The 23,232-nt window shown below is 67.2% G+C and carries 18 protein-coding genes; 11 read left to right on the top strand and 7 right to left on the bottom strand.

Annotated features, from left to right (window positions below; genetic code table 11):
• The gene (locus tag BS38_RS0115160) at nt 1–786 is read right to left on the bottom strand and encodes a demethylmenaquinone methyltransferase (protein ID WP_231511266.1); all 786 of its coding nucleotides are present in this window, start codon (nt 784–786) and stop codon (nt 1–3) included.
• A gap of 130 nt (nt 787–916) precedes the next feature.
• Here BS38_RS0115160 and BS38_RS0115155 point away from each other — a divergent pair, with 130 nt between their 5' ends.
• The 4 genes from BS38_RS0115155 (at nt 917) to BS38_RS0115140 (ending at nt 5,045) form a co-directional block, all read left to right on the top strand.
• Nucleotides 917–2,344, top strand: a complete 1,428-nt coding sequence (locus BS38_RS0115155) for an isochorismate synthase (RefSeq protein ID WP_028271580.1) — start codon at nt 917–919, stop codon at nt 2,342–2,344.
• Between the two features lie 187 nt (nt 2,345–2,531).
• Nucleotides 2,532–3,335 (top strand): ABC transporter substrate-binding protein, encoded by an 804-nt coding sequence (locus BS38_RS0115150; RefSeq protein WP_028271579.1) that lies wholly within the window; start codon nt 2,532–2,534, stop codon nt 3,333–3,335.
• Nucleotides 3,336–3,429: 94 nt separating this feature from the next.
• Nucleotides 3,430–4,221, top strand: coding sequence for an amino acid ABC transporter permease (locus BS38_RS0115145; RefSeq protein ID WP_028271578.1), 792 nt, complete (start codon nt 3,430–3,432; stop codon nt 4,219–4,221).
• An 11-nt stretch (nt 4,222–4,232) separates the two neighbouring features.
• Nucleotides 4,233–5,045 (top strand): amino acid ABC transporter ATP-binding protein, encoded by an 813-nt coding sequence (locus BS38_RS0115140; protein ID WP_028271577.1) that lies wholly within the window; start codon nt 4,233–4,235, stop codon nt 5,043–5,045.
• Nucleotides 5,046–5,121: 76 nt separating this feature from the next.
• Here BS38_RS0115140 and BS38_RS0115135 read toward each other — a convergent pair whose 3' ends face one another.
• A complete protein-coding gene (locus tag BS38_RS0115135) occupies nt 5,122–6,114 on the bottom strand; it encodes a type IV toxin-antitoxin system AbiEi family antitoxin domain-containing protein (protein ID WP_028271576.1) in 993 nt (330 codons plus the stop codon).
• 160 nt (nt 6,115–6,274) lie between these two features.
• Nucleotides 6,275–8,101 (bottom strand): 2-succinyl-5-enolpyruvyl-6-hydroxy-3-cyclohexene-1-carboxylic-acid synthase, encoded by a 1,827-nt coding sequence (menD, locus tag BS38_RS0115130; RefSeq protein ID WP_028271575.1) that lies wholly within the window; start codon nt 8,099–8,101, stop codon nt 6,275–6,277.
• A gap of 201 nt (nt 8,102–8,302) precedes the next feature.
• On the opposite strand from menD, the gene BS38_RS0115125 reads away from it, so the two are divergent.
• Complete coding sequence (locus tag BS38_RS0115125; RefSeq protein ID WP_028271574.1) at nt 8,303–9,415, top strand: LacI family DNA-binding transcriptional regulator; 1,113 nt, start codon at nt 8,303–8,305, stop codon at nt 9,413–9,415.
• Nucleotides 9,416–9,455: 40 nt separating this feature from the next.
• On the opposite strand, the gene BS38_RS0115120 is transcribed toward BS38_RS0115125, so the two are convergent.
• Genes BS38_RS0115120 through BS38_RS0115105 form a run of 4 tightly spaced genes read right to left on the bottom strand, consistent with a single transcriptional unit; the run spans nt 9,456 to nt 14,210 of the window.
• On the bottom strand, nt 9,456–10,898 hold the full coding sequence (locus BS38_RS0115120; protein WP_043438833.1) for a glycoside hydrolase family 32 protein: 1,443 nt from the start codon (nt 10,896–10,898) through the stop codon (nt 9,456–9,458).
• Between the two features lie 23 nt (nt 10,899–10,921).
• Complete coding sequence (locus BS38_RS0115115; protein ID WP_028271572.1) at nt 10,922–11,824, bottom strand: carbohydrate ABC transporter permease; 903 nt, start codon at nt 11,822–11,824, stop codon at nt 10,922–10,924.
• A gap of 8 nt (nt 11,825–11,832) precedes the next feature.
• On the bottom strand, nt 11,833–12,792 hold the full coding sequence (locus BS38_RS0115110) for a carbohydrate ABC transporter permease (RefSeq protein WP_028271571.1): 960 nt from the start codon (nt 12,790–12,792) through the stop codon (nt 11,833–11,835).
• A complete protein-coding gene (locus tag BS38_RS0115105) occupies nt 12,789–14,210 on the bottom strand; it encodes an extracellular solute-binding protein (RefSeq protein WP_028271570.1) in 1,422 nt (473 codons plus the stop codon). Before BS38_RS0115105 ends, BS38_RS0115110 begins: the two co-directional genes overlap by 4 nt.
• A 394-nt stretch (nt 14,211–14,604) precedes the next feature.
• On the opposite strand from BS38_RS0115105, the gene BS38_RS0115100 reads away from it, so the two are divergent.
• From BS38_RS0115100 to BS38_RS0115075, 6 genes are all read left to right on the top strand, one after another.
• Nucleotides 14,605–15,726, top strand: coding sequence for a LacI family DNA-binding transcriptional regulator (locus tag BS38_RS0115100; protein ID WP_028271569.1), 1,122 nt, complete (start codon nt 14,605–14,607; stop codon nt 15,724–15,726).
• Between the two features lie 525 nt (nt 15,727–16,251).
• Entirely contained in the window at nt 16,252–17,526 is a 1,275-nt protein-coding gene (locus tag BS38_RS0115095) for a sugar ABC transporter substrate-binding protein (protein WP_028271568.1), read from the top strand.
• Nucleotides 17,527–17,612: 86 nt separating this feature from the next.
• Complete coding sequence (locus tag BS38_RS0115090; protein ID WP_028271567.1) at nt 17,613–18,503, top strand: carbohydrate ABC transporter permease; 891 nt, start codon at nt 17,613–17,615, stop codon at nt 18,501–18,503.
• 12 nt (nt 18,504–18,515) lie between these two features.
• Nucleotides 18,516–19,493, top strand: coding sequence for a carbohydrate ABC transporter permease (locus tag BS38_RS0115085; protein ID WP_043438827.1), 978 nt, complete (start codon nt 18,516–18,518; stop codon nt 19,491–19,493).
• Nucleotides 19,494–19,545: 52 nt separating this feature from the next.
• The gene (locus BS38_RS25315; RefSeq protein WP_051628947.1) at nt 19,546–21,480 is read left to right on the top strand and encodes a glycoside hydrolase family 3 protein; all 1,935 of its coding nucleotides are present in this window, start codon (nt 19,546–19,548) and stop codon (nt 21,478–21,480) included.
• Nucleotides 21,477–23,102, top strand: a complete 1,626-nt coding sequence (locus BS38_RS0115075) for a glucoamylase family protein (RefSeq protein ID WP_028271565.1) — start codon at nt 21,477–21,479, stop codon at nt 23,100–23,102. The genes BS38_RS25315 and BS38_RS0115075 overlap by 4 nt, the downstream gene beginning before the upstream one ends.
• Nucleotides 23,103–23,232 lie beyond the last annotated feature (130 nt).

The following is a 23,232-nucleotide window of genomic DNA, read 5'->3' as shown; positions in this document are numbered from 1 at the left end:
CTAGCCCGCGGGCCGGGTGATGTTGCGGCGGAGCTTGGCCACGGGGCCGGTGTGGTTGGCGATGGCCGAGGCACTGCCGTCCGGCGTTGAAGCAGCGGGCTTGTGCGCGCGGTGCACGGCAACGATGCCGCCGCTGAGGTTGCGGTAGGTGACCTTTTCCCAGCCGGATTCCTGCAGCCAGCCGGCCAGGTGGTCCTGGTCCGGCCAGGCACGGATGGACTCGGCCAGGTACACGTACGCGTCCGGGTTGGAGGAGACCTTCACGGCGATGGCGGGCAGTGCGCGCATGAGGTATTCGGTGTACATGGTGCGCCACAGGGGAACCACGGGCTGGGAGAACTCGGCGATGACCAGCTTTCCGCCGGGCTTGGTGACACGCAGCATTTCCGCCAGGGCCTTCTTGGGCTCGTTGACGTTGCGCAGGCCGAAGGAGATCGTGGTGGCGTCAAAGCTGTTGTCAGCGAACGGCAGGCGGGTGGCGTCACCGGCGATGAAGTCGATGTCGGGGCGGCGGCGTTTGCCCACTTTGAGCATTCCCAGGGAGAAGTCGCAGGCGATGACGTCGATCCCCGCGTCCGCGTAGGGCTCGCTGGAGGTGCCTGTTCCGGCGGCGAGGTCCAGCACCCGCTGGCCCGCCTTCACATCCATCGCTTCGACGACTACCCGGCGCCAGCGGCGCGTCTGTCCCATGGACAGGACATCGTTCACGACGTCGTATTTGGGGGCGACGTCGTCAAACATCGTGGCTACTTCGTCCGGACGCTTATCCAAGGATGCTCGGTTCACCATGACATTGTCTCAAATGTTGGGCGCACCCACGAACCGGCGCCCGGGCAGCGCGGCGGCGGAGGTTCCGCAGCGCGGCGGCGGAGCTCAACAGGGTGCCGGCCACACTCGGGAGTAGTGTTATCTCATCATGACGAGCACGCTCCGCACCGGCACTATTAAGACACTGACAGTCCCCCTGGATGGAAGATCATTCTCCGGGGGGCTGCCGTCATTTCTGGTACGGGACGATGTCCTTTGCTGGACCCGCCGCGAAGCCGGGCTGGTGGGCTTCGGCGAGATCGCCCGCTTCACCGCCACCGGGCCCGAGCGCTTCCTCGAGGCCGATATCTGGTGGCGGCACCTGGTTCTCGAGGCGGACGTCACCGACTCCGTGGACTGTCCCGGCACCGGTCCCGTGGCCTTTGGCTCCTTCGCGTTCTCCAAGGTGTCCACGCACCGCTCCCGGCTGATCGTCCCCGAAATCGTGGTGGGTGTCAGGGACGGCCGCGCCTGGCTCACCCAGTTAACGTTCGACGACGGCGAACTCACCGAAGCGGGCGCCCTCGCCGCCCTGGACCGCTGGCTGGATGAGGACCCGCTTGACTCTGACCCGGGAGCCGACCCGATTGACGCCGAGGGCGACGGAGCCGGGAACCCGGCCGCCGCCGTCGTACTCGCCCAGGGCAACCGTCCCGGCGGCGGGAGTGCCGCAGACCTGGGCGCCGACGTCGTACCCAAACTTGAAACCGGATCGCTCAGCGAGCATGACTGGATGGCGGCGGTGACTGCAGGCGTCGCCGAAATCCGCACCGGCAAGCTGGAGAAGCTGGTGCTGGCGCGGGACATTGTGGCCACGATTCCCGAAGGCGTGAATGCCGCCGAGATCCTCCGCCAGCTGGCCGTCCGGTACCGCGAATGCTGGACCTACGGCGTGGACGGCCTGGTGGGTTCAACCCCGGAAATGCTGATCCAGGTGGAGGGACGCACGGCGCAGGCCCGGGTTCTTGCCGGCACCCTGGACCGGCGCGACGCCGAGGGGATGGACGGCTCCCCGCTGGAGTTTGCCGAGCGCGTGCTGGCAGGGTCCGAGAAGCAGCGGCACGAACACGAAATCGCGATCCAGTCGCTCACCACCCAGCTGGCGCCGTTTTCCGAGGCGATGAACGCGCACAGCGAACCGTTCATCCTGGAATTGCCCAACGTGTGGCACCTGGCTTCGGACGTGAAGGCCGAACTGACCGAGGTGGAGGGACACGTGCCCACCTGCCTCGCCCTCATCAACGCGCTGCACCCCACGGCTGCGGTCTGTGGAACCCCCACCACTGTGGCCGGCGCGCTGATCCGCAAGCTGGAGCACATGGACCGCGGGCCCTATGCCGGTCCGGTGGGCTGGCTGGACGCGGCGGGGAACGGCGAATGGGGCATCGCGCTGCGCGGCGCCGTTGTCGAGGCACCGGACTCCGTGCGGCTCTACGCCGGCTGCGGCATCGTGGAGGGCTCCCATCCCGAGGCTGAACTCGCGGAGACCTGGGCCAAGTTCCGGCCGATGCTCGAGTCGCTGGGCATCAAGAGCTAGAGTCGCTGGGAGGCCCGCGCCGTGAGTCCGGGATTCCAGACAATGCTGCCGCGTGGGGTCTTGCGCTAGCCTCGGTATTAGTTATCCAATAGTGAAACTAAGTTTTCTGTGATGCACATCTCTTATTCGGCGATACACTATAAGCCGTTTTAGTCACGCATACCCCTGCAACAAAAGGTAAGAAACTATGCAGCCCATGTCCTCCGCCACGGCAAAGCTGGCCGCCAAAGCAGCCGCAATCCTCGCCGTCGGCGCCCTCTCCCTCACGGCCTGCGGCGGCAGCTCCACCCCTGCTGCATCCTCCGCGGGCGGCGTCCAGCTCATCAACGCCGGCAAGCTGACCGTTTGCTCCGACGTTCCCTACGAGCCGTTCGAATTCCAGAAGGACGGCAAGATCGTCGGCTTCGACATGGACATCGCCGCCGAGGTGGCCAAGGACCTCAAGGCCGAGCTCAGCGTAGTGGACAGCTCCTTCGAGGCCATCGAGACCGGCACCGCACTCACCGGCTGCGACGTCTCCATCTCCTCGGTCTCCATCACGGACACCCGCAAGGCCGTTATGGACTTCTCCAACCCGTACATGGACGATGACCTGACCCTCGTGGCCAGCGAAGCCTCCGGCATCAAGGACATTGACAGCGCCAAGGGCAAGAAGGTGGGCGTCCAGCAGGCCACCACCGGCGCCAAGTACGCACAGGAAAAAGGCATCGACGCGCAGCAGTTCGAAGATTCCGGCCTCCTGGTCCAGGCCCTCCAGGCGGGCACCATCGACGCCGCCCTGGGCAACCAGTCCGTCCTGGCCTACGCCATCAAGGACGACGCCAAGTACAAGCGCGTGGAGAACTACGCCACGGGCGAGAAGCTGGGCGTCTCCATCAAAAAGGGCAACACCGCCATGGCTGACCAGGTCAACTCCACGCTCAAGCGCCTGACCGATGACGGCTCCCTGAAGAAGTACGAGACCACCTGGTTCGGCGAAGCCGCCAAGTAGCACCCCGGCCTGAGACCGACTCAGTTGAGGCCCCGTACCGCTGGACGACAGTCCGTACGGGGCCTCATCTGCGCAAAACGAATGTGAGAACACCATGGCAATGACCGCACGTCAACGAGCCAAAGTCAGCCTGTACGTCCAGGCCGGAATCTTCGTTGTGGCCGTGGCCGCGCTGATTCTGGCCACGGACTGGAAGACCATCGGCACCAGCGTCTTCAACTTCGGCAAGATCGGCCCGATGTTTCCGGACATCTTCCTGTCGGGCCTCAAGAACACCCTGATCTACACGGCCCTGGGCTTCATCGTGGGCCTGTCCGGCGGACTGCTGCTGGCGCTCATGAAGCTCTCCAGCTTCCCGCTCTACCGCTGGATCGCCACCGGCTACATCGAGTTCTTCCGCGGCATCCCCGCCCTGCTCGTGTTCATCGCCTTCGGCTACGGTGTTCCGCTCGCGTTCGGCGTGCAGTGGAACGTGACCGTCGTGGTGATGATTTCGCTGGGCATGGTGGCCGCGGCCTACATCGCAGAAACGCTCCGCGCCGGCCTGCAGGCCGTGCCCAGGGGTCAGCTCGAAGCCGCCCGCTCGCTGGGCATGCCGCAGTGGCGGGCCATGGTATCCATCGTGATCCCGCAGGCATTCCGAATCGTGCTGCCTCCGCTGACCAACGAGGTCATCCTCCTGACCAAGGACTCCTCGCTGATCTACGTACTGGGCCTCACCGCTTCCCAGTACGAGCTCACCAAGTTCGGCCGCGACGGCATCTCCAGCCTGGGCGCAGGGCTCACCCCGCTCCTGGTGGCCGGCGCCTTCTACCTGGTGATCACCATCCCGCTGAGCCTCTTGGCCCGGAAGTTCGAAAGCCGCTCCGCGCGGACGAAGCGATAGGCAGGACAGTCATGAACGACGTCGTACATCCCTCAGACACAGCCGGCACCCGCGGTTCCGCCGTGCATGCCGCCGGAGTTTCCCTCAAGGACCTCCGCAAGTCCTACGGCACCAACGAAGTCCTCAAGGGCATCAGCCTGGACGTTGCCCCCGGCGAGGTTGTCTGCCTGATCGGCCCGTCCGGCTCCGGCAAGTCCACCCTCCTGCGCTGCGTCAACCTCCTCGAGAAGCCCAACGAGGGCACCATCCACGTCGGCGGTTTCGAGGCCACCGACCCGGACGTGGACATCGACAAGATGCGCCGCAAGGTGGGCATGGTGTTCCAGCAGTTCAACCTGTTCCCGCACCTGAACGCCCTGCAGAACTGCACCATCGCCCAGACCAAGGTGCTTAAGCGCGGTCAGGCGGAGGCGGACAAGGTGGCCCACGCCAACCTCGAACGCGTGGGCCTGGGACACCTGGCCGACCGCTTCCCGGACCAGCTCTCCGGCGGCCAGCAGCAGCGTGTGGCCATTGCCCGCGCGCTCAGCATGGACCCCGAGCTCATGCTGTTCGATGAGCCCACCTCGGCCCTGGACCCGGAGACGGTGGGCGACGTCCTGTCCGTCATGCGGAACCTGGCCAAGGAGGGCATGACCATGCTGGTGGTGACCCACGAGATGGGCTTCGCCCGCGAAGTGGCCGACCGCGTGGTGTTCATGGACGGCGGCGTTGTGGTGGAGGAAGGCGTGGCCGAGCAGGTCATCAGCGCCCCCACGCAGTCCCGCACCAAGGAATTCCTGAAGCGCGTGCTGGACCCAACGCACATCGACATCTCGAAGTAGGGGTCCGGCCCGCGCGTTTCGACGCGCAAATGCCTTGGCGCACCTGGTATTCCGGGTGCGCCAAGGCATTTGCGCGTCACGGGACATTTTGCGCGTCGAGAATGGCAGAACGCGCACGACGGCGGGGCACCCCGCCCGCCGCCAGCTTCCGTTCCAGCCGGCCCGGCTGCATCAGGTCGGCCCACACCCACCGGACCACCGTGAACCCGAGGGCCCGGATCCGGTCCTCGCGGAATTTTTCTTCGACGACGGCCTGGGACGGCGTGCGCCCCTTGAGGTACTCCGGTTTGAGGTACTTCTCCTCGCCGTCAAACTCACCAACCACCTTGGCCCGCTTCCAGCAGAAGTCGGAGTAGCCAATCAAACCCTGGCCATCCCTGAATGCCTGCTGGAGGACCGGGGCTTCGAACCCTGCAACGTGAAGGAGCGAGCGGCTGTAGGACTCCCCTGCGGAACCGGAGAGGGCATTTGCGAAGTCGAGCGCGGCGTGGATCTTGCGCTGTCTGGCCGCGCTATAGATTGATCCGATGCCCGCCCTGAGGTCGTCCTTACCCAAGGCGGACGGCCGCGCGGCAGTCCCCGGCCGAAGTACAGCGCCCGGCCGCAGTACATGGTCCAGCGGGACAACAGCCTCCGCGAACGGCGTGAACGCAGCCAGGTCCAGCACGGTGCGGACCCGGGACGTGACCAGCAACCCGTCGCGCCGGACTACTTCCAAACCTGACGGGGCCGCGAAGTGGCGCCTGACCCCCGCCCGCGACCTCCCGCCGTCGTTCGTCAGGGCTAGGGCTTGAACCGGATGGCGGACGCCGATGGTAGGTACTCCCCACACGTTTGCCGCCGAATGCCTGGCAAAGATGGTGGGCTTCTGGAACATCTCCGCGGCAGCTTGGATCTGCAGCCGGTACTTTTGCCAGTCCTTCAGTTCCCGCCAGGCCGGCCCGTCCGCGTACACACCGTGCCGGATCCTCACCAGGGCACCGGAGTTCACCTGCTTCGAGAGGTCCTTGGCAGTGAGCCCATGCAGCCCGCAGTCACGGGCAAGGAGGAGCGTTGGGAGATCCGGCATGCACTCAAGCTGTCAGGACCAAGCCGCAGAAACGAGGAGACTGGGCTCGTATGTGGACAACGCCCGCAGCCTTTTTTCGACGCGCAAATGTCCCTGCGCACGGGTTATTCGGGGTGCGCCGGGACGTCTGCGCGTCATGAGACCTTTTGCGTATCGCGGACTACGGCGCCAGCACGTTCCGGACCGCGTCTCCCACTGCCGCCTTGATCCGGCCGTGCAGCTCCCGAAGGCCCTGCCGGTCCGTGCGGACCTCAATGATGCTGCGGCCCTGCCGCGGTGCGGAAAGCGCCTCGGCGAGTGCCGCCGTCGTACTTACCGAGCAATGTTCGACGCCGTACGCTGCGGCGAGTGCCGCGATGTTCACGCTGTGCGGGGTGCCGAAGAGCCGTTCGACGGCGTTCCCGTACGTTCCGGACTCCTGCACGGCGCCGTGTTCCAGGAGATTGAAGATGGCCCCGCCCGCGTCGTTGAGGACCACGATGCGCAGCAGGGGATCGTTCTCGGCGAAGCCCAGGAGGAGCCCGCCGGCGTCGTGCAGGAAGGTGACGTCGCCTACGAGCAGGGTGGTTTCCTGCCGGCCGCCCCACGCGATGCCCGTGGCGGTGGAGATGGTGCCGTCGATCCCTGCGAGGCCGCGGTTGGCGAAGACGGTGGCCTGCGGTCCGGGCGCGGGCTGGCCGGCGAGGTCCACGTCGCGGATGCCGTTGGAGGAGCCCAGCATGAGCTGCCCGCGCGCGTGCTGCCACACCAGGGCGCCCACCGAGGGGCCGGACGCTGCGGTTTCCCCGGACAGCACCTGGTCGAGCGCATGCTGGGCGGCAGCACCGGCCAGGAGCCACGCGTCCAGCCACGCCGCTGAGCCCCGGCCGGAGAAATCGGCAAGGTCGCTAAGATTGTCCAGGGGCAGCTCGGTGCGGCGGCCCGGCTCGTACCAGGCCACGGGAACGGGCTGGTAGAGGGCCGAGGGGACGTCGGCACGGGCCAGCAACTGCGCCACGGGCCGCGACAAGGTGGGCCGGCCGAACAGGACGACGCGCTCGATCGGCTGCGCGGAGTCCGGGCCGAAGTGCTCCAGCAGGAGCCGGTAGGGGCCCACGGCGTTGGGGCCGAAGCGCGAGTTGGAGGACGGTTCGGCGAGCAGCGGCAGGCCGTGCGCGCGGGCGAAGGCTTCGGCGACCGGCCCGGCGTCGTGCCCTGCGAGCACCACCGTGCGCCGTTCCTGCAGCCCGGCGGGGGCGGGCGTGAGGGTGAGCGGCTCCGGGCCGCGACCGATCTGCCAGATTCCCGGCCCGGCTGTCTCCGGCAGGTGGTCGCCGGCGGCCGGGACCAGCGGATCGCGGAAGGCCAGGTTCAGCTGCACGGGCCCGGGCGGCGTGTCCTCGAAGGCTCCCGTGGCCGCGCTGAGGGCGGTCTCCACCGCGCGCTGCGGGTCGCTGCCGGCGGGGACGTCGACGGCGAACCGGACGTGTTCGCCGAAGAGGTCCAGCTGGTCAGTGGTCTGGTTGGCACCGGTCCCCCGCAGTTCGTCGGGCCGGTCGGCGGAGAGCACCACCATCGGAACGGCGGCGTGGTTGGCTTCCATCACGGCCGGCATGAGATTCCCGACGGCGGTGCCCGACGTCGTGAGCACGGCAACCGGCGCTCCCGTGGACAGGGCCAGGCCCAGTCCGGTGAACCCGGCCGAACGTTCGTCGATCCGGACCAGGAGTTCCACCCGGCCGGCGGCGTCGGCCTCGGCGAGCGCGTAGGCCATGGGTGCCGACCGCGATCCGGGCGAGACCACCACGTACCGCACGCCGCCGTCGAGCAGGGTTTTGACGGCGATCCGGGCTGATTCGACGGCAGTCAGGATGCCTGCTGATGATTCGGCGGGGGTGCCGGTAGCTTCGGGATCTGTGGCGGCGCCGGTGGGATCACCTTCGGAAAGGGGGGCATCCTCGGCGGCGGCGTAGGTGTTGAGCGGGTCCAGCGGGTTCTCGGAAGTCACCAATCCAGTCTGCCACCAACCCCGCACCCTCTCTCACTTCCTGCCGCCCAACCCCGCACCCTCTCTCACTTCCCTCAACGCAGTGAGAGAGCGTTGCCCCAGACCCCGCAGGAAGTGAGAGAGGATCCCAAGCCGCACATCAGCTCACACGAGTTAGGTAAACTGCAGCGAAGAAGTGTTTCCCATCCGGAGGATCAGCCGATGAACCGCAAGGCCACCGCACTGGACGTCGCCAAGCTGGCGGGTGTCTCGCGCAGCGCTGTGTCGCTCGTGCTCAACGGCCGCGGCGACGGCAACGTTGCCCTCGAAAGCCAGCAGCGCATCCGGGAAGCAGCTGCCGCCCTCAACTACTCGCCGAACAAAATCGCCTTGAGCCTGCGCAACCAGCAGTCGCGCATCATCGGCATCGTGTCGGACCAGGTGGTCACCAGCCCGTTCGACGGCAACATCATCGCCGGTGCGGACGCGGTGGCACGGTCGCACGGCTTTGTCACCGTGGTGATGGACACGGAACTGGACGAGTCCCGGGACGAAAGCGCTGTGGAAACCCTGCTGGACCGGCAGGTGGACGGGTTGATGTATGTGACGGTGGGCCTGCGTCCGCTGCACGTGCCCCCGAACATGGCCCGGGTCCCGTCCATCCTGGCCAACTGCTTCGACGACCGCCCCGAGGCCGGGCTTCCGTCCGTGATTCCCGACGAGGTCCGCGGCGGACGCGAAGCCGCCGAGCATGTGATGTCGCTCGGCCACCGGGACATCGCCTTCCTCGCCGGCGACTCCCTGACTCCTGCGGCGCCGCGGCGGATCGACGGCTACCGCGATGCTTTCAAGGTCGCGGGCATGCCCGTCAATGAGGACCGGGTCATCCAGGTGGGCTGGGATATCGACGCCGGATTCCACGGCGCCATGAAGCTCCTCGACGGGGTGGAACCACTCGCGCGTCCCACCGCGATCCTCTGTGCCAACGACCGCCTTGCCATAGGCGTCGTGCTGGCCTGCTACCGGCTGGGGCTCAACGTTCCGGAGGACGTGTCCGTTATGGGCTACGACGACGAATTCCGCGTCGCCAAGGCCATGGTCCCGGCGCTCAGCACCATGGCCCTTCCGCTGCGGGAAATGGGTGAGGCTGCCATGACGGCGCTGCTCGCCGAGGTGGAAGCGGTTCCGAACGGAAAGAACGACGACGGCGGCACGGGCGCCAGCGCCGGCGGCGCTTCCGCTACCGGCGCTGAGCCCGCGTCAAGCTCCGAGACTATGGTCCCCTGCCGCCTGGTGGTCCGGGATTCCACCGGCCCCGTCCCGGCCGGACGCTAAGTCCCGGCCGGTTTAGCCGGCCGGGCCGCAGCACCAGTCGCTACGAGGGCTGCTTCAGTTCCCAGACGTCCGCCATGGCCCCGGACGGAAGCCGCAGCTGCCACTGCTCCCCCGCAGCCGGGTAGGCCCGCAGCGTCGTGGCCACGGAACCGGCCCGGTAGACCTCCACCAGGGAGGCATCCACGAAGACCCGCAGCTCCTCCCCCGGTGCGATGGTTCCGCTGAACACTGTCTGCCGGCTGGAGTCCCCCACGAGCAGCAGTTCGACGGCGGAGTCCCCGCTGCCGCCGGAAGCGTCCCCGCTGCCCGGACGAGCCCCGCCGGTCACCAGGGCCTCGGCAAAAGCAGGCAGCACAACGGGCCCTGCAGCCTGGCTGGCCGTCAGCGTTCCGCGGTAGGCATCGATCTCCGGGGCGGGGCCCACGGCCAGGGTGCCGTCCACCACGGAGAGCTCACGCGGGAAAGTCAGGACTCCGGCCCAGCCGGCGGCGTCGATTTCGTCCTGGCTGCGGCCGCGGCGGCCGTCGCGGCCAGGTCCCTCGTTGGCCCAGCCCCACAGGAGCGCCCGGTCTTCGAGCGCCACGATCTGGGGTGCGTAGAAGTCGCGCCCGAGGTCGGACTTTCCGCCGCCGCGCGGCGTGAACACCGGCAATCCGGTCGCCGGGTCCTCGGTCAGCGCACCGACCAGGTGGCCCACGCCGTTGGCATGTTCGTGCGCATCCCCCGAGAGCCAGAGCGAGAACATCATCAGCCAGGTTCCGGAATCGCCCGAGTCCCCTGCACCGCCGGAAGAGGCGCCGGACGCATCCGGAACCCGCACCAGCTGCGGGCATTCCCAGATCTCGGCCGGCGTGGATTCGGCGGCCACCGGGTTCTCCGAGGTCAGCCAGATGCCCTGGTACTTCCAGTCGGACATATCCTCCACCGTGTACAGGAGCAGCGCGGCGTGCCCGTTGGCGAGGCCGGCGCCCTGCATGGCGTACCGCTTGCCGTTGAACCGGAAGATGAACGGGTCGCGGACGGCGGTGACCTGTCCGTCGGCGGGCATCGAGGCGGCAACATGGCCGGTCTGCTCCCAATGGACCAGATCCTCCGAGCCGCGGGCAATGACCACCTGCGAGTGGCCGCCGTCGCCGCGGACGCCCGAGTAAGCGGCGGTGGGGACACCGCCGTCGTCCGTCACCACACCGGTCCAGCAGCCGTACTCATCCGGCCCGCCGTGCTGCGGGCGCAGTGCCACCGGGTGTTCCTCCCAGCGCACCAGGTCGGCGGAGCTCACGTGGCCCCAGGCGATCTTGTGGTGCCGGGCGGAGTCCGGGTTGTACTGGAAGAACACGTGGTAGCGGCCGTTGATGTAGCTGATGCCGTTGGGATCGTTGATCCAGCCCTGTGCGGGACGCGGGTGGAACCGCGGGAAGGCGGGGTCGGGGTGGGCGGCGGCGACGTCGTCGAAGCGCATGGCGGCGAGGTCCGGGGAGGGCATGGCGGGGCCTTTCGGTGGGGAGGTTATTTTCCGGTGCCGGCCGTGAGGCCGTCCTGGAGTGCGCGCTGGCCGAACATAAAGACCACCAGCGCCGGAATCATGGACAGGACCACGCCTGCGAGAACTACTGAGATGCTGCCGGTTCCCAGGTTGCCCTGGAGCGAGACCAGTCCCAGCGGAAGCGTGAAGTTTTGTTCGGAGATGGTCAGGATGAGCGGGCGGAAGAACTCGTTCCAATGGAAGTTGAACGCGAGGATTCCCACGATCGCCATGCCGGGCATCGCCAGCGGAGCATATACGGAACGGAACGTCCGCCAGGGCGAGGCGCCGTCGATCGAGGCGGCCTCGGCCAGTTCGGCGGGGAGCCCCATGAAGTACTGGCGCATCAGGAAGGTGCCGAACGCCGTCGGAATGGCCGGGAGGATCAGCGCCAGCAGCGTGTCCGAGAGGCCCATGCCGCGGATCAGCATGAACACGGGCACGATCGTGACCTGGACCGGCACCATCATGGTGGCCAGCACGATCGAGAAGAGTGCGCCGCGGCCGCGGAACTTCAGGTGCGCGAACGCATAGCCCGCCATCGCCGCGGACACCATCTGGCCCACCGCGATCAGCCCGGTCACCAGGGCGCTGTTGAGGACAAGGAGGAAGATATTCAGCTGCTGGAATACTTCACCGTAGGACGTGAAGTCCGGGTTCCACGGGAAGAACGACGGCGGCAGCTTGAAGGATTCCGACGGCGACCGCAGCGAGGTGGACAGGGTCCAGAGCACCGGGCCCAGCGTCAGGGCTGCCGCGATCAGCAGCAGGCCCACGCGGAGGGCGAAGGTCCAGCTGAACCTGCGCCGCCTGGGAGTCGTTACGGGGAGGCCTTCGGAGAGCCGGGGGGAATGCCCAGCCAGGCCGTGGTCTGTTGTGGTTGTCATGGCTGGCCTTACTGGTAGAAGACGAATCGTTTGCTGAGCCGGAACTGCGCGGCCGTGATGGCCATGATGATCAGGGTGAGAAGCACGCCGATGGCGGACGCCTGACCGAACTCGAGTCGCTGGAAGGCCGATTCAAAGATGACCATGACTGCGGTGCGCGTGGAGTCGCCGGGGCCGCCGCGGGTCAGCACGTAGGGCTGGTCGAACACCTGCAGCGCGCTGATGATCGCCATCACCGAGGCCACGAGGGTGGTGGGGCTCAGCAGGGGAAGCGTGACGTGGAGGTGCTTGCGCCAGCCGGTGGCGCCGTCGATCGATGCCGCTTCGTATGTCTCCACGGGAATGGAAGCCAGGCCGCCAATGAACAGCAGGAAGGAGAACCCGAAGTTCTGCCACACGTAGACAAGGATCACGACGGCGGCAGACCCGCCGGGGGTGGTCAGCCAGGGCACCGCGGGGATGCCCGCCAGCGACAGGAACCAGTTGACCACGCCGAACTGTTCGTTGAAGAGGTAGCGCATGAAGATGGATACCGAGGCCGCGGACAGGATCAGCGGGAAGAAGAAGGCCGAGCGGAAGAACACCCGCAGCCAGGCCGGCATCTTCTCCTGCACCATGATGGCCAGCGCCAGGGCGAGCCCCAGCTGGAATGCCACCGCCACCACCACGAACACGATGGTGTTCAGGAAGGAGACCCGGACGGTGGGGTCCTGGACCACTTCGGAGAAGTTGTCGAAGCCCACGAACGTCGGCGCGGAAATGATGTCCCAGCGGAAGAAAGCAAGGACCACGGAGGCCACGATCGGGATCAGGGTGAACAGGCCCATGCCGAGGATGGTGGGGGCCAGGAAAATCCAGGCCAGCCAGCGCTGGCTGTGCCGTGACTTGGCGGTGGGTTGGTGCTGGGCCGGCACGGCCTGCCCGGCCGCCTGCCTCGGCCGCTCCCGTGGCGGGGTGGTGGTGCTCATGACTGCCTCCTCAGGGCCAGTTCAAGGTCGCGCTGCATGGAGGCGAGGGCCTGCTTGAGCTGGCGCTCGTCGCCGCTGACAGCCAGCGAAACGTTCTTCATCAGGGCCGTTTCGACGGCGGCCTGCTGCGGTGGGGCCGGGATGGGCCCGGTGGTGGGGAACCTGTCCAGGGTGTCGTAGAAGACCTTCCAGTTGGCGGGTCCCTTGCCGGCGTAGAGCTTCTCGTTGACCATGGAGCGGCGCGCCGGCGTCGTAATCGGGTTGGGGAAGATCAGTTCCATGGCCTCGCGGCTGGAGCTGAACTTGATCCATTCCCAGGCGGCATCCTTGTCCTTGGCGGTCTTCATGATCGCGTAGCCGGCGGTGCCGAACTGGTGGCGCTGGGTCTTCCAGCGCGGGAAGAACTGGACGTCGAAATCGTTTTCGCCCATGCCGGCCTCGTGGAGGCCCTGCACCCAATAGCCGCCGGCCGGCGTCGTACCGATGCGGTTGGAGGCGAACAGCCCGACCAGGGAGCTGCCGCCGCCTTCCTCCGGGCGGACGCCGAGCCCGTCCTTGACCAGGCCGCGGAGGTAGTCGAAGGACTCGAAGACGCGGTCGTCGTTGGCGTTCGGCTCCAGCCACTGGTATCCGCCGGAACGGAGACTGCGGGAGGGATCGTTGGCGTAGAAGCCGTCCCAGAGCCACTCCCCGCCGGAGGACCGGGTTTCCTTCAGGAAGCTGGTGTCGTTGGCGTAAAGCCAGGGCACCACACCGCCGAAGAGCCGGTTGGTCCAGTAGTACGGGGTGAAGTCCGAGGGGCGGGCCTTGCGCATGGCAGCCAGGCTGTTGCGGAAGTCCAGGTGGGTCCAGTCATCCGCCGGGCGGTCCAGACCGGCCTGCGCGAATGCGGTGGTGTTGTAGTACATGTTGGCCGCGTTCCAGTCCATGGGGAGCTGGTACAGGCTGCCTTTGTACATGAAGGCCTCCACCAGGCTGGGGTGGACGTCCTCGAAGAACTCCCGCATGTCCGCGGCGTCGCGGCGCACGTACTCGTCGAGCGGGTGGGCGAGCTTTTCCGCGAACAGCTGGGCGCCTTCGGTGGCCACGTAGACCACGTCCGGCGGTGTGCCTGCGGCCACCATGGTGAGGATCTTGGTGAAGAAGTCCTTCCAGTCGACGGCCTGGATGGCCTGGACCTTGACCTTGATCTCCGGGTGGAGTCGGGTGAAGGCGTCGATGGCGCGCTGGCGGGCGGCGGCGTCCGCGGCGGTGCCCATGATGGCGATGCTGAGGCTGTTGTCCCCGCGGCCCGGAATGTCGGTCCCGGAGAGCCGCGGCCACGACGCCACGGTTGCTCCGATGATTCCCGCGCCGAGGGCACCAAGGGCGGTACGGCGGGTGATTTCCCGCAGGTGCCCGTTTGTGGCTCCGGTCATGTCAATTTCCTTCCTAACACGTGTTAGGAACTGTAGATCAAGGACCTAACACGTGTCAAGCGTCACAACTGCGCCCCCTCCCCAAACGCTCTCTCACCTCCTGCCACCCCAACCCAAACGCTCTCTCACCTCCCGGCGCCTCAACCCGAACGCTCTCTCACCTCCTGCACCTCGAAGACCCCAATGCCCCGCCCGGCACGTTCTGACCTCCTCCACGCCCTGGCGGGCCGCGGCGTCGACGTCGGGGACACAGGGAGCGAGCGTTTCCCCAAAACCCGCAAGAAGGGACAGAGCGTTCCCCAAAAACAGGCATGACCTGAGAGAGCGTTGGAACCGCCATGCACTCCACAGGGGAATGCTAAGCGCATAGACTCGTGGGAGAAGGAGGCCGACAATGGCAAAAGGTCCCACGGTTTATCACGTCGCAGAGCGGGCGGGCGTCTCCATCGCGACCGTTTCGTTCACCTTCCGGCAGCCCGACAAAGTGAAGGCGTCCACGCGCGAACTTGTCCTCGCTGCCGCGGAAGAACTGGGTTACGTCCCCAGCGCCAGCGCGCGCGGCCTGGCAAGGGGCCGCACGGGCGCCCTGGGTCTATTTGCCTACGACTACCTGCTGGACCCGGCCGACGGCATGCACGGCGACGGCCCGGCCCCCGAAAACACCGAAAACCCCGAAGACCCGGAGAATCCGGCGGCCGCCGACCTTGAGCGCCGGAACGAGGATCTCCGGCTGTTTCCGCTGTACGTGGACGAGGTCCAGCGTGGCGTTGAGCTCGAGTGCTGGCGCCGGGGGCAGGCGCTGCTCGTTGGCGGCGGAAACCCGGAAAACAACGAGGCCGTGCTGTCGGACATTGCCGGCCGCGTCGACGGGCTGGCCGTGTTTCCGCGTTCCGTCCCGAGCGAAGCCCTTGCCCGGATCGCCCGCCGCATCCCCGTGGTGGAAGTGTCCGAGAACGTGAACAACCGCGCGTTGGACCACGTCACTGTGGACAACATTTCCGGGGTGCGGGCCATCACCGAACACCTCATCTCCGCGCACGGCCTCTCGGATCTGCTGTTCCTTGGCGGCATGCCGTCCTCGGACAATGAGCAACGGCTCGAAGGTTTCCGGGCGGCACTTCACGACGCGGGACTGCCGGCAACGCGTGAGCCGAAATACCCGTGCGGCAGCGAACAATCCCTGACGGAAGTCGTCGCCGACATCCTTCGGCAGGGCTCATTGCCCGAGGCCTTTGTATGCGCCACCGATCAGGACGCGCTCGTGGTGATGGACGCCCTGGCCGCCGCCGGTGTCGGGATTCCCCAGGACGTTGCCGTGACGGGCTTCGACGGAATCGCTGCCGGGCGGGTCATCAAGCCGTCGCTTACCACCGTGCGCCAGCCCATGGAACAAATGGGACGCACCATGGTGGAACTGCTACTGGACCGGCTGGACCATCCCGACAAACCTGCCGTGAACCTCAGGCTTCCCGTGCGCGTCGTGCTACGTGAAAGCTGCGGCTGCCAGCCGGGCTAAGCCCGCCGCCGCAAACAACAGAAGCGCCCGACGACGGCGGGACTGCCCGCGCGGCACTCCTCGCCTTCGCGCTCCCCCACTTGAGCTTCGAAGCGCACCGTGCGCCAGGCCCCACACAGCCCGAACCCGCGCACGCCCGCGGGGCCCGAACCCCCGTCGCCTTCGCTCTCCCCCGCTTGAGCTTCGACGCGCGCGCCCCGAGCACCCCGTCGGCAGCCACTCCGGAACCCCTCCGGAACCCCTCCGCCGCTCCTCCGTCGCGCCTCCGTCGCGCCTCCGGAGCACCCCCGCCGCACCCGCGCACCCACTCCCCGCGCAACAACTTTCTTCCGGCTACCTGTTGCCAAGATCACATTCAATGCGCTTAGATTGGTTCGAGCGATAAATCAAAGCGCTTAGATACTTTGCAGAACGGTGCCCTCACCGGCCCCGCCCCGCTACGCACCAGCCGAAGCACCGGCCCGGCATGAGCCGAACGCCAAGCCCACGCCGGCCGCGCCTGCGGGACCGATGAAAGGAACAATGATGATCCATCCGAACGCCAAGAAGGCAGCCGCCGTCGGCCTCGCTGCCGCACTGCTGCTTACCGGCTGCGGCCGGGACTCCGCAGGTTCGTCCGCCGCGTCGTCGGCCAAGCCCGTTGCCTCGGGCCCGGCATCCGGCACCATCACGCTGTGGGCCCAGGGCAGCGAAGGCGAAGCCCTTCCGGCGCTGCTCAAGGAATTCGAAGCCGAAAACCCCGGCGTCAAGGTCAACGTCACGGCCATCCCGTGGGACGCCGCGCTCAGCAAGTACCAGACCGCCATCGCCGGCGGCACCACCCCGGACGTCGCCCAGATGGGCACCACCTGGATGGGCGATTTCGCCAATTCCTTCGACGCCACGCCCCAGGAGATCAGCACCAGCGACTTCTTCCCCGGCTCGGTGAAGTCAACCGAAGTCGAAGGCACCACCTACGGCGTCCCGTGGTACGTCGACACCCGTGTGGTCTACTACCGCAGCGACCTCGCGGAGAAGGCCGGCATCACCAAGGCGCCCGAAACCTGGGATGACTTCAAGGCCCTCGCCAAGGGCCTGCAGGAGAAGGCCGGGGCAAAATACGGGGTCCAGCTGCCCGCCGGCGTCGCAGGTTCGTACCTGGACACCCTCCCCTTCCAGTGGTCCAACGGCGCGAAGCTGATGAACGACGACGGCACCAAGTGGACCCTCGACACCCCGGAAGCGGCAGAGGCGCTGAAGTACTACTCCAGCTTCTTCGCCGACGGGCTCGCGTCCAAGGCCGTGTCCACCGGCACCACTGCCGAAGCATCCTTCGTGGACGGTTCCGCCCCCATGATGATCAGCGGCCCGTGGCACGTCGGCCTGCTCAACAAGGCCGGCGGCGCAGGTTTTGAGGACAAGTACAAGGTTGCCCCCATGCCCAAGGAGAAGACCTCAACGTCCTTCGTCGGCGGCTCCAACATGGTGGTGTTCAAGAAGTCCCAGAACCGCGACGCTTCCTGGAAGCTCCTGCAGTGGCTGTCCAAGCCCGAGGTCCAGCTCAAGTGGTACAAGGCCACCGGCGACCTCCCCTCGCAGCAGAGTGCCTGGAAGGACCAGTCCCTGGCGGGAGACAGCAAGCTCTCCGTTTTCGGCGACCAGCTCAAGACCACCAACAACCCGCCGGCCGTGACCACGTGGACCCAGGTTGCCGCGGCCGCTGACAGCGAAATCGAACAGATCGTCAAGGCCGGCAAGGACCCCGCGGAGGCGCTGAAGTCCCTGCAGCAGGCCGCAGATTCGATCGGCACCGGGAAGTAACAGTGGCCACCACCAACGCGCCGCCTGCCGGCACCAAACCGCCTGCCGGCACCAAAAGTGCCGGCAGGCCTCCGGCCCGCGCCAAGGTGCGCGCAGGGCAGACGCGGCGGCGCAGGAACGCGCTGACGGCGTGGCTGTTCGCGCTGCCTTTCGTCCTCATCTTCTCCGTGTTCATGCTGGGACCGCTGGTGTCGTCGTTCCTGATGTCATTCACCGACTTCACCAGCCGCGACATCGAGAACCCCCTGGCGGTCGGATTCGTCGGGACTGACCAGTACGCCGCGCTTTTCCGGAACCCGCAGTTCCTGCACTCCGTGTTGAACACGGCCTATTTCGTAGTGGTCGGCATCCCGCTCACCACGGTCCTTGCCCTCGCGCTTGCGGTGGCCCTCAACAACGGCATCACGCGTTTCCGCACCGCCTTCCGCGTGGGTTTTTACACCCCTGTGGTCACCAGCATCGTGGCCGTGGCTGTGGTGTGGCGGTTCATCCTGCAGCCTGACGGGCTCCTGAACGTCATCCTCGGCTGGGTGGGAATCGCCGGCCCGGACTGGCTCAACAGCACCACCTGGTCCATGCCGGCCCTGATCCTGCTGGCCGTCTGGCGGAACCTGGGCACGCTCATGATCATCTTCCTGGCCGGGCTGCAGGCTGTTCCGGGCGACATCCTCGAGGCCGCCGAAGTGGACGGCGCCAACGCCTGGCAGCGGTTCATGCGGATCACCCTGCCCATGCTGCGCCCCACGCTCCTGCTGGGAACCGTGCTGCTGTCGGTCGGCTTCCTGCAGTTCTTCGAAGAACCGTTCGTCATGACCAAGGGCGGCCCGCTGGATTCGACCCTGTCCGTCAGCTACTTCACGTACAACCAGTTCGGGTTCGGCAAATACGGCCTGGCCTCCGCGGCCAGCTACGTGCTCTTCGTGGCCATCGCACTGTTGAGCCTGCTCCAATTCCGAGCCCTGCGATCCAAGGACTGAGGACCGATCCCCATGACGATCCCCGAAACTTCAGCGCCGCTTCCCGCGGCCCCGGCACCCGCCGCAGCGTCCACCGGAACGGAACCCGCCGCCGTCGTACGCGGAGCGGTCCCGGCCGGAAGCACTGGTGGTTCCCCTCAACAGCGCAACGCACGACGGCGGTCCAGCCGCCGCGCGCCGGCGCGCCGCACGCTGACCTACGCTGTCCTGGTGGTGGCCGTTGCCGCGACTCTCCTGCCGTTTGCCTGGATGTTCCTCGGCGCGTTCAAGACCCAGGGCGAGCTCCTCCGCCGGCCCATCACCTGGTGGCCGGAGCAGCCCACGCTGGACAACTTCCTGGTCTGGTTCAACGAGCTGCACATCGGCACGTTTTTCCTGAACAGCGTGGTGGTGGCCGTGTTCACTGTCCTCGGCAACCTGCTGTTCTGCTCCATGGTGGGCTACGCGCTGGCCAAGATGGATTTCCCGGGCAAGCGCTTCCTCTTCCTGCTGGTCATGGTCATGCTGATGGTCCCGGGCGTGGTCACGTTCGTGCCGCTGTTCGTGATGGTGAGCAAGCTGGGCCTGGTCAGCACCTACCCGGCCCTGATCCTGCCGTTCCTGGCCGCTCCGATGGGCGTGTTCCTGATGCGCCAGTTCATCATGGGCATCCCGGACTCCCTGATCGAAGCGGCCCGGATCGACGGCGCCGGCGAACTCCGGACGTTCCTGCGGATCGTCATGCCGCTGTGCGGGCCGCCGCTGGCCACCCTCGGCATCCTGACCTTCCTCGGGTCCTGGAACAACTTCCTGTGGCCGCTGGTGGTGGCGCAGACCGAGGACATGTACACCCTGCCGGTGGCCCTGTCCCTGTATTCCACCGGCCAGAACGCCACCGACTACGGCCTGCTCCTCGCCGGATCGGTCCTGGTGATCACGCCCATCATCCTGCTGTTCGTCTCCCTGCAGCGCTACTTCATCCAGGGCGTCGCAGCCACCGGCATCAAATAGAGCCGCCTTCTCCCCTGCCCTTCCAGACTTCACCTGACGCAAGAGAGCACCCATGACTTCACACACCCATACCAGCCCGCGCCCCGTCACCTCCGTGGCTGACGGCGGCACCCCCTACCGGGACCTCAACGGCAACGGGATCATGGATCCCTTCGAAAACCCGGACCTCAGCCCGCACGAACGCGCCGCCGACCTCGTGGGCCGCCTCAGCCTCGAGGAAAAGGCCGGGCTGATGTTCCACACGGTCATCGAAACCGGCCCGGACGGCACCCTGCTCGAGACACCCGGCAACATCAGCAAGTCGCCCACCAGCACCGTGATCCTGGGCAAGTTCATGAACCACTTCAACATCCACGCGCTGGGCACCGCCCGCGAGGCGGCCCGCTGGAGCAACGCCCTGCAGGCCCTTGCCGAGCAGACCCCGCACGGCATCCCGGTGACCATCTCCACCGACCCCCGCCATGCCTTCATCGAGAACTCCGGCGTCTCGTTCACGGCGGCCCATTTTTCGCAGTGGCCCGAGCCGATCGGACTGGCCGCCGTCGGCAGTGCGGACCTGATCCGCCGCTTCGCCGAGATCGCCCGCAAGGAGTACACCGCCGTCGGCATCCGTGCCGCCCTGCACCCCACGGTTGACCTCGCCACCGAGCCGCGCTGGTGCCGGCAGGCGGGGACCTTCGGGCAGGACTCGGACCTTAGCTCCAAGTACGTCGTCGAATACCTCCAGGGCTTCCAGGGCGACGAGCTGGGGCCGGACAGCGTCGCCTGCACCACCAAGCACTTCCCGGGCGGCGGGCCGCAGCGCGACGGCGAGGACGCCCACTTCCCCTACGGCCGCGAACAGGTCTACCCCGGCGGCCGCTTCGACGAGCACCTGGCACCGTTCCGCGCCGCCATCGCGGAGAAGACCAGCGCCATCATGCCGTACTACGGCATGCCGATCGGCGTCGAACTCGACGGCGAACCGGTCGAGGAGGTCGGCTTCGGCTACAACAAACAGATCATCACCGGCCTGCTCCGCGAGAAGCTCGGCTACGACGGCGTGGTGCTCAGCGACTGGGAACTGGTCAACGACAACATCGTCGGAGACCAGGTGCTGCCGGCCCGGGCCTGGGGCGTCGAAGAGCTCACTGCGCCCGAGCGGATGCTGAAGATCCTGAACGCAGGCGTGGACCAGTTCGGCGGCGAGGAATGCACCGAACTGCTCCTCGGCCTGGTCCGGGACGGGCTGGTCAGCGAGGAGCGCCTGGACGAATCCGCGCGCCGCCTGCTGCTGGTCAAGTTCCAGCTCGGCCTGTTCGACAACCCCTTCGTGGACGAGGACGCCGCGGCCGAAACCGTGGGCAACGCCGAGTTCCGGCGTGAAGGCCACCGCGCGCAGGCACAGTCCATCACGGTGCTGGCCAACGGAACGCACGACGGCGGGACCGCCCTGCCGCTGACCGGCTCACCCGCCGTTTACGTGGAGGGAATCGACCCGCTGAGTTTCGACGGTTTCGGGACCGTGGTGGAGGACCCGGACCAGGCGGATGTTGCTGTGATCCGGCTGCACTCCCCGTGGGACCACCGCGACGACCTGTTCCTGGAGCAGCACTTCCACGCCGGCAGCCTGGACTTCCCGCCGGGGCTGGTTTCCCGGCTCCGCACCCTGGCCGCGAAGGTTCCGCTGATCATCGACGTGCGGCTGGACCGGCCTGCCATCCTCACGCCCATGGCGGAGTTCGCCTCGGCTCTGGTGGGCACCTTCGGCGTCTCGGACGCGGCACTCCTCGACGCCCTGTTCGGACGCATCGAGCCCCAGGGCAGCCTTCCCTTCGATATCCCGCGGTCCATGGACGCCGTGCGTGCTTCGCGCTCGGATGTCCCCGGAGACACCGCCGATCCCCTGTTCCCGTTCGGGCACGGCCTGCGCCTGCCGCACGTCGTGGCCACCCACGCACCCCGGTCCGGAACCGCCGCCGCTAGCCAGTCAGGACTGAGCTCATGAACCAGCGCTTCGATGCCGCCCCGGGATTCTCCACCGCCACCCGCCGCCAGCTCCTCGCCGGCGCGGCCGCCTTTGCCGTCACCGGACTCGCCGCCGCCACAGCAAAACCCGGCTTCGCAGCGGCAGGTGCGGAACCGGCGTCGTACTTTGCCCGCGCACGGAACCTTGGCGGGGTGGACCGCAACGTCATCACGCGCTGGGCCCAGGACACCTGGAAATCGCTGGTTGCCATGACCGATTCCACAACCGGCCTGCCTGCCGACTACATCGGCGAGTCCATCACCGCGCCGAAGCGCAGCGGCTTCACCTCGCCCACCAACATCGGCGGCTACATGTGGAGCACCGTGGTGGCCCGGGAGCTGAACATCATCAGCGCCAGCGAGTGCCGGGAGCGGCTCACGCGCACCCTCACCACCCTGGCCGGACTTAAGCACCACGAGCCCAGCGGCATGCTCTACAACTGGTACAACGAAGCCACCGGCGAAGTCATCACCGTCTGGCCCGAGAACGGGAACCCCGTGGCGCCGTTCATGTCCAGCGTGGACAACGGCTGGTTCGCTGCCGCACTGATGGTGGTCCGCAACGCAGAGCCGAAGGTGGCCGGGCTGGCCAACAGAATCCTGGGCCGGATGGACTTCGGGATCTTCTACAACAAGGACGCCCGGCCCGGCATTGCCGCCGGGCTGCTGCGCGGCGGCTTCTACGACGTCAAACCGCCGGTGGAAACGGTCCAGGGCAACTACCTCGGCCGCGGCCCGGACGTCTACTACACGATGAACCACTACGACGTCACCAACTCCGAGCCGCGGATCGCCACCTACATCGGCATTGCCCTGGGCCAGCTGCCGCCGGCGCACTACTTCGCCACCATGCGGGTCTTCCCGGACAGCTGCGACTGGTCGTGGCAGGAGCAGAAGCCGGCGGGCCAGACCCGGACGTACCAGGGCATCGACGTCTTCGAGGGCGCCTACACGTACCGCGGCATGCGGATCGTGCCGAGCTGGGGCGGGGACATGTTCGAGTCCCTCATGCCGGACCTGTTCGTTCCGGAGTCCAGCTGGGCGCCGAAGGCCTGGGGCATCAACCATCCGCTGACCGTCCGTGCCCAGCGCGAGTTCGGCCTGGACGACGCCAAGTACGGGTACTGGGGCTTCTCGCCAGCCAGCCACCCGAACGGCGGCTACTCCGAGTGGGGCGTCGATGCGCTGGGCATGAGCAGCGACGGCTACCCGTCCGACGTCGAACGCACCAGCGTGGACACCGGCTTCGACGGGTGCCGCCCGGCCGGCAATCCGACCCCGGCCTGGGGCGACGGCGTGGTGACTCCGCACGCTGCGTTCCTCGCGATGGAATACGAGCCTCGCGAGGCGTACGACAACCTGGTCAAGATCGAACGCGACCTCGGCGCATACGGCGCCGGCGGCTTCTTCGATGCCGTGGCCGTCAAGTCCGGAACCATCGCCCGGCGCTACCTCTCGCTGGACCAGGCCATGGTCCTGGGCGCGATCGGCAACGTCTTCGGCAACAACGTGATCCGCCGCAACTTCGTCCAGGGCGAGGTGGAAGCGGTCATCAAACCGCTGATCGAGGTCGAGGAGTTCGGCGCGGGCCTGGCCGGCTAGGACGCTCTCTCACTTCCCGGCGCCCCAACCCAAACGCTCTCTCACCTCCCGGCGCCGGGCGGCGGCGGGTGAGAGAGCATCGCCGGCGGCGGGCCACGGCGGGAATAGGGCCAGTGCCGGCAACCTACTG

Source organism: Arthrobacter sp. UNC362MFTsu5.1 (assembly GCF_000685965.1).
Taxonomy (GTDB): domain Bacteria; phylum Actinomycetota; class Actinomycetes; order Actinomycetales; family Micrococcaceae; genus Arthrobacter.
This window is presented reverse-complemented; position numbering and strand designations above follow the sequence as displayed.

Excerpts from the sequence above, each read along its gene's own strand:
- BS38_RS0115115 (WP_028271572.1), bottom strand. The coding sequence starts at position 11,824 with ATGACAACCACAACAGACCACGGCCTGGCTGGGCATTCCCCCCGGCTC.
- BS38_RS0115075 (WP_028271565.1), top strand. The coding sequence starts at position 21,477 with ATGAACCAGCGCTTCGATGCCGCCCCGGGATTCTCCACCGCCACCCGC.
- BS38_RS0115100 (WP_028271569.1), top strand. The coding sequence starts at position 14,605 with ATGGCAAAAGGTCCCACGGTTTATCACGTCGCAGAGCGGGCGGGCGTC.
- BS38_RS25315 (WP_051628947.1), top strand. The coding sequence starts at position 19,546 with ATGACTTCACACACCCATACCAGCCCGCGCCCCGTCACCTCCGTGGCT.
- BS38_RS0115140 (WP_028271577.1), top strand. The coding sequence starts at position 4,233 with ATGAACGACGTCGTACATCCCTCAGACACAGCCGGCACCCGCGGTTCC.
- BS38_RS0115145 (WP_028271578.1), top strand. The coding sequence starts at position 3,430 with ATGGCAATGACCGCACGTCAACGAGCCAAAGTCAGCCTGTACGTCCAG.
- BS38_RS0115155 (WP_028271580.1), top strand. The coding sequence starts at position 917 with ATGACGAGCACGCTCCGCACCGGCACTATTAAGACACTGACAGTCCCC.
- BS38_RS0115135 (WP_028271576.1), bottom strand. The coding sequence starts at position 6,114 with ATGCCGGATCTCCCAACGCTCCTCCTTGCCCGTGACTGCGGGCTGCAT.
- BS38_RS0115150 (WP_028271579.1), top strand. The coding sequence starts at position 2,532 with ATGCAGCCCATGTCCTCCGCCACGGCAAAGCTGGCCGCCAAAGCAGCC.
- BS38_RS0115095 (WP_028271568.1), top strand. The coding sequence starts at position 16,252 with ATGATCCATCCGAACGCCAAGAAGGCAGCCGCCGTCGGCCTCGCTGCC.
- BS38_RS0115110 (WP_028271571.1), bottom strand. The coding sequence starts at position 12,792 with ATGAGCACCACCACCCCGCCACGGGAGCGGCCGAGGCAGGCGGCCGGG.
- BS38_RS0115085 (WP_043438827.1), top strand. The coding sequence starts at position 18,516 with ATGACGATCCCCGAAACTTCAGCGCCGCTTCCCGCGGCCCCGGCACCC.
- BS38_RS0115120 (WP_043438833.1), bottom strand. The coding sequence starts at position 10,898 with ATGCCCTCCCCGGACCTCGCCGCCATGCGCTTCGACGACGTCGCCGCC.
- BS38_RS0115125 (WP_028271574.1), top strand. The coding sequence starts at position 8,303 with ATGAACCGCAAGGCCACCGCACTGGACGTCGCCAAGCTGGCGGGTGTC.
- BS38_RS0115105 (WP_028271570.1), bottom strand. The coding sequence starts at position 14,210 with ATGACCGGAGCCACAAACGGGCACCTGCGGGAAATCACCCGCCGTACC.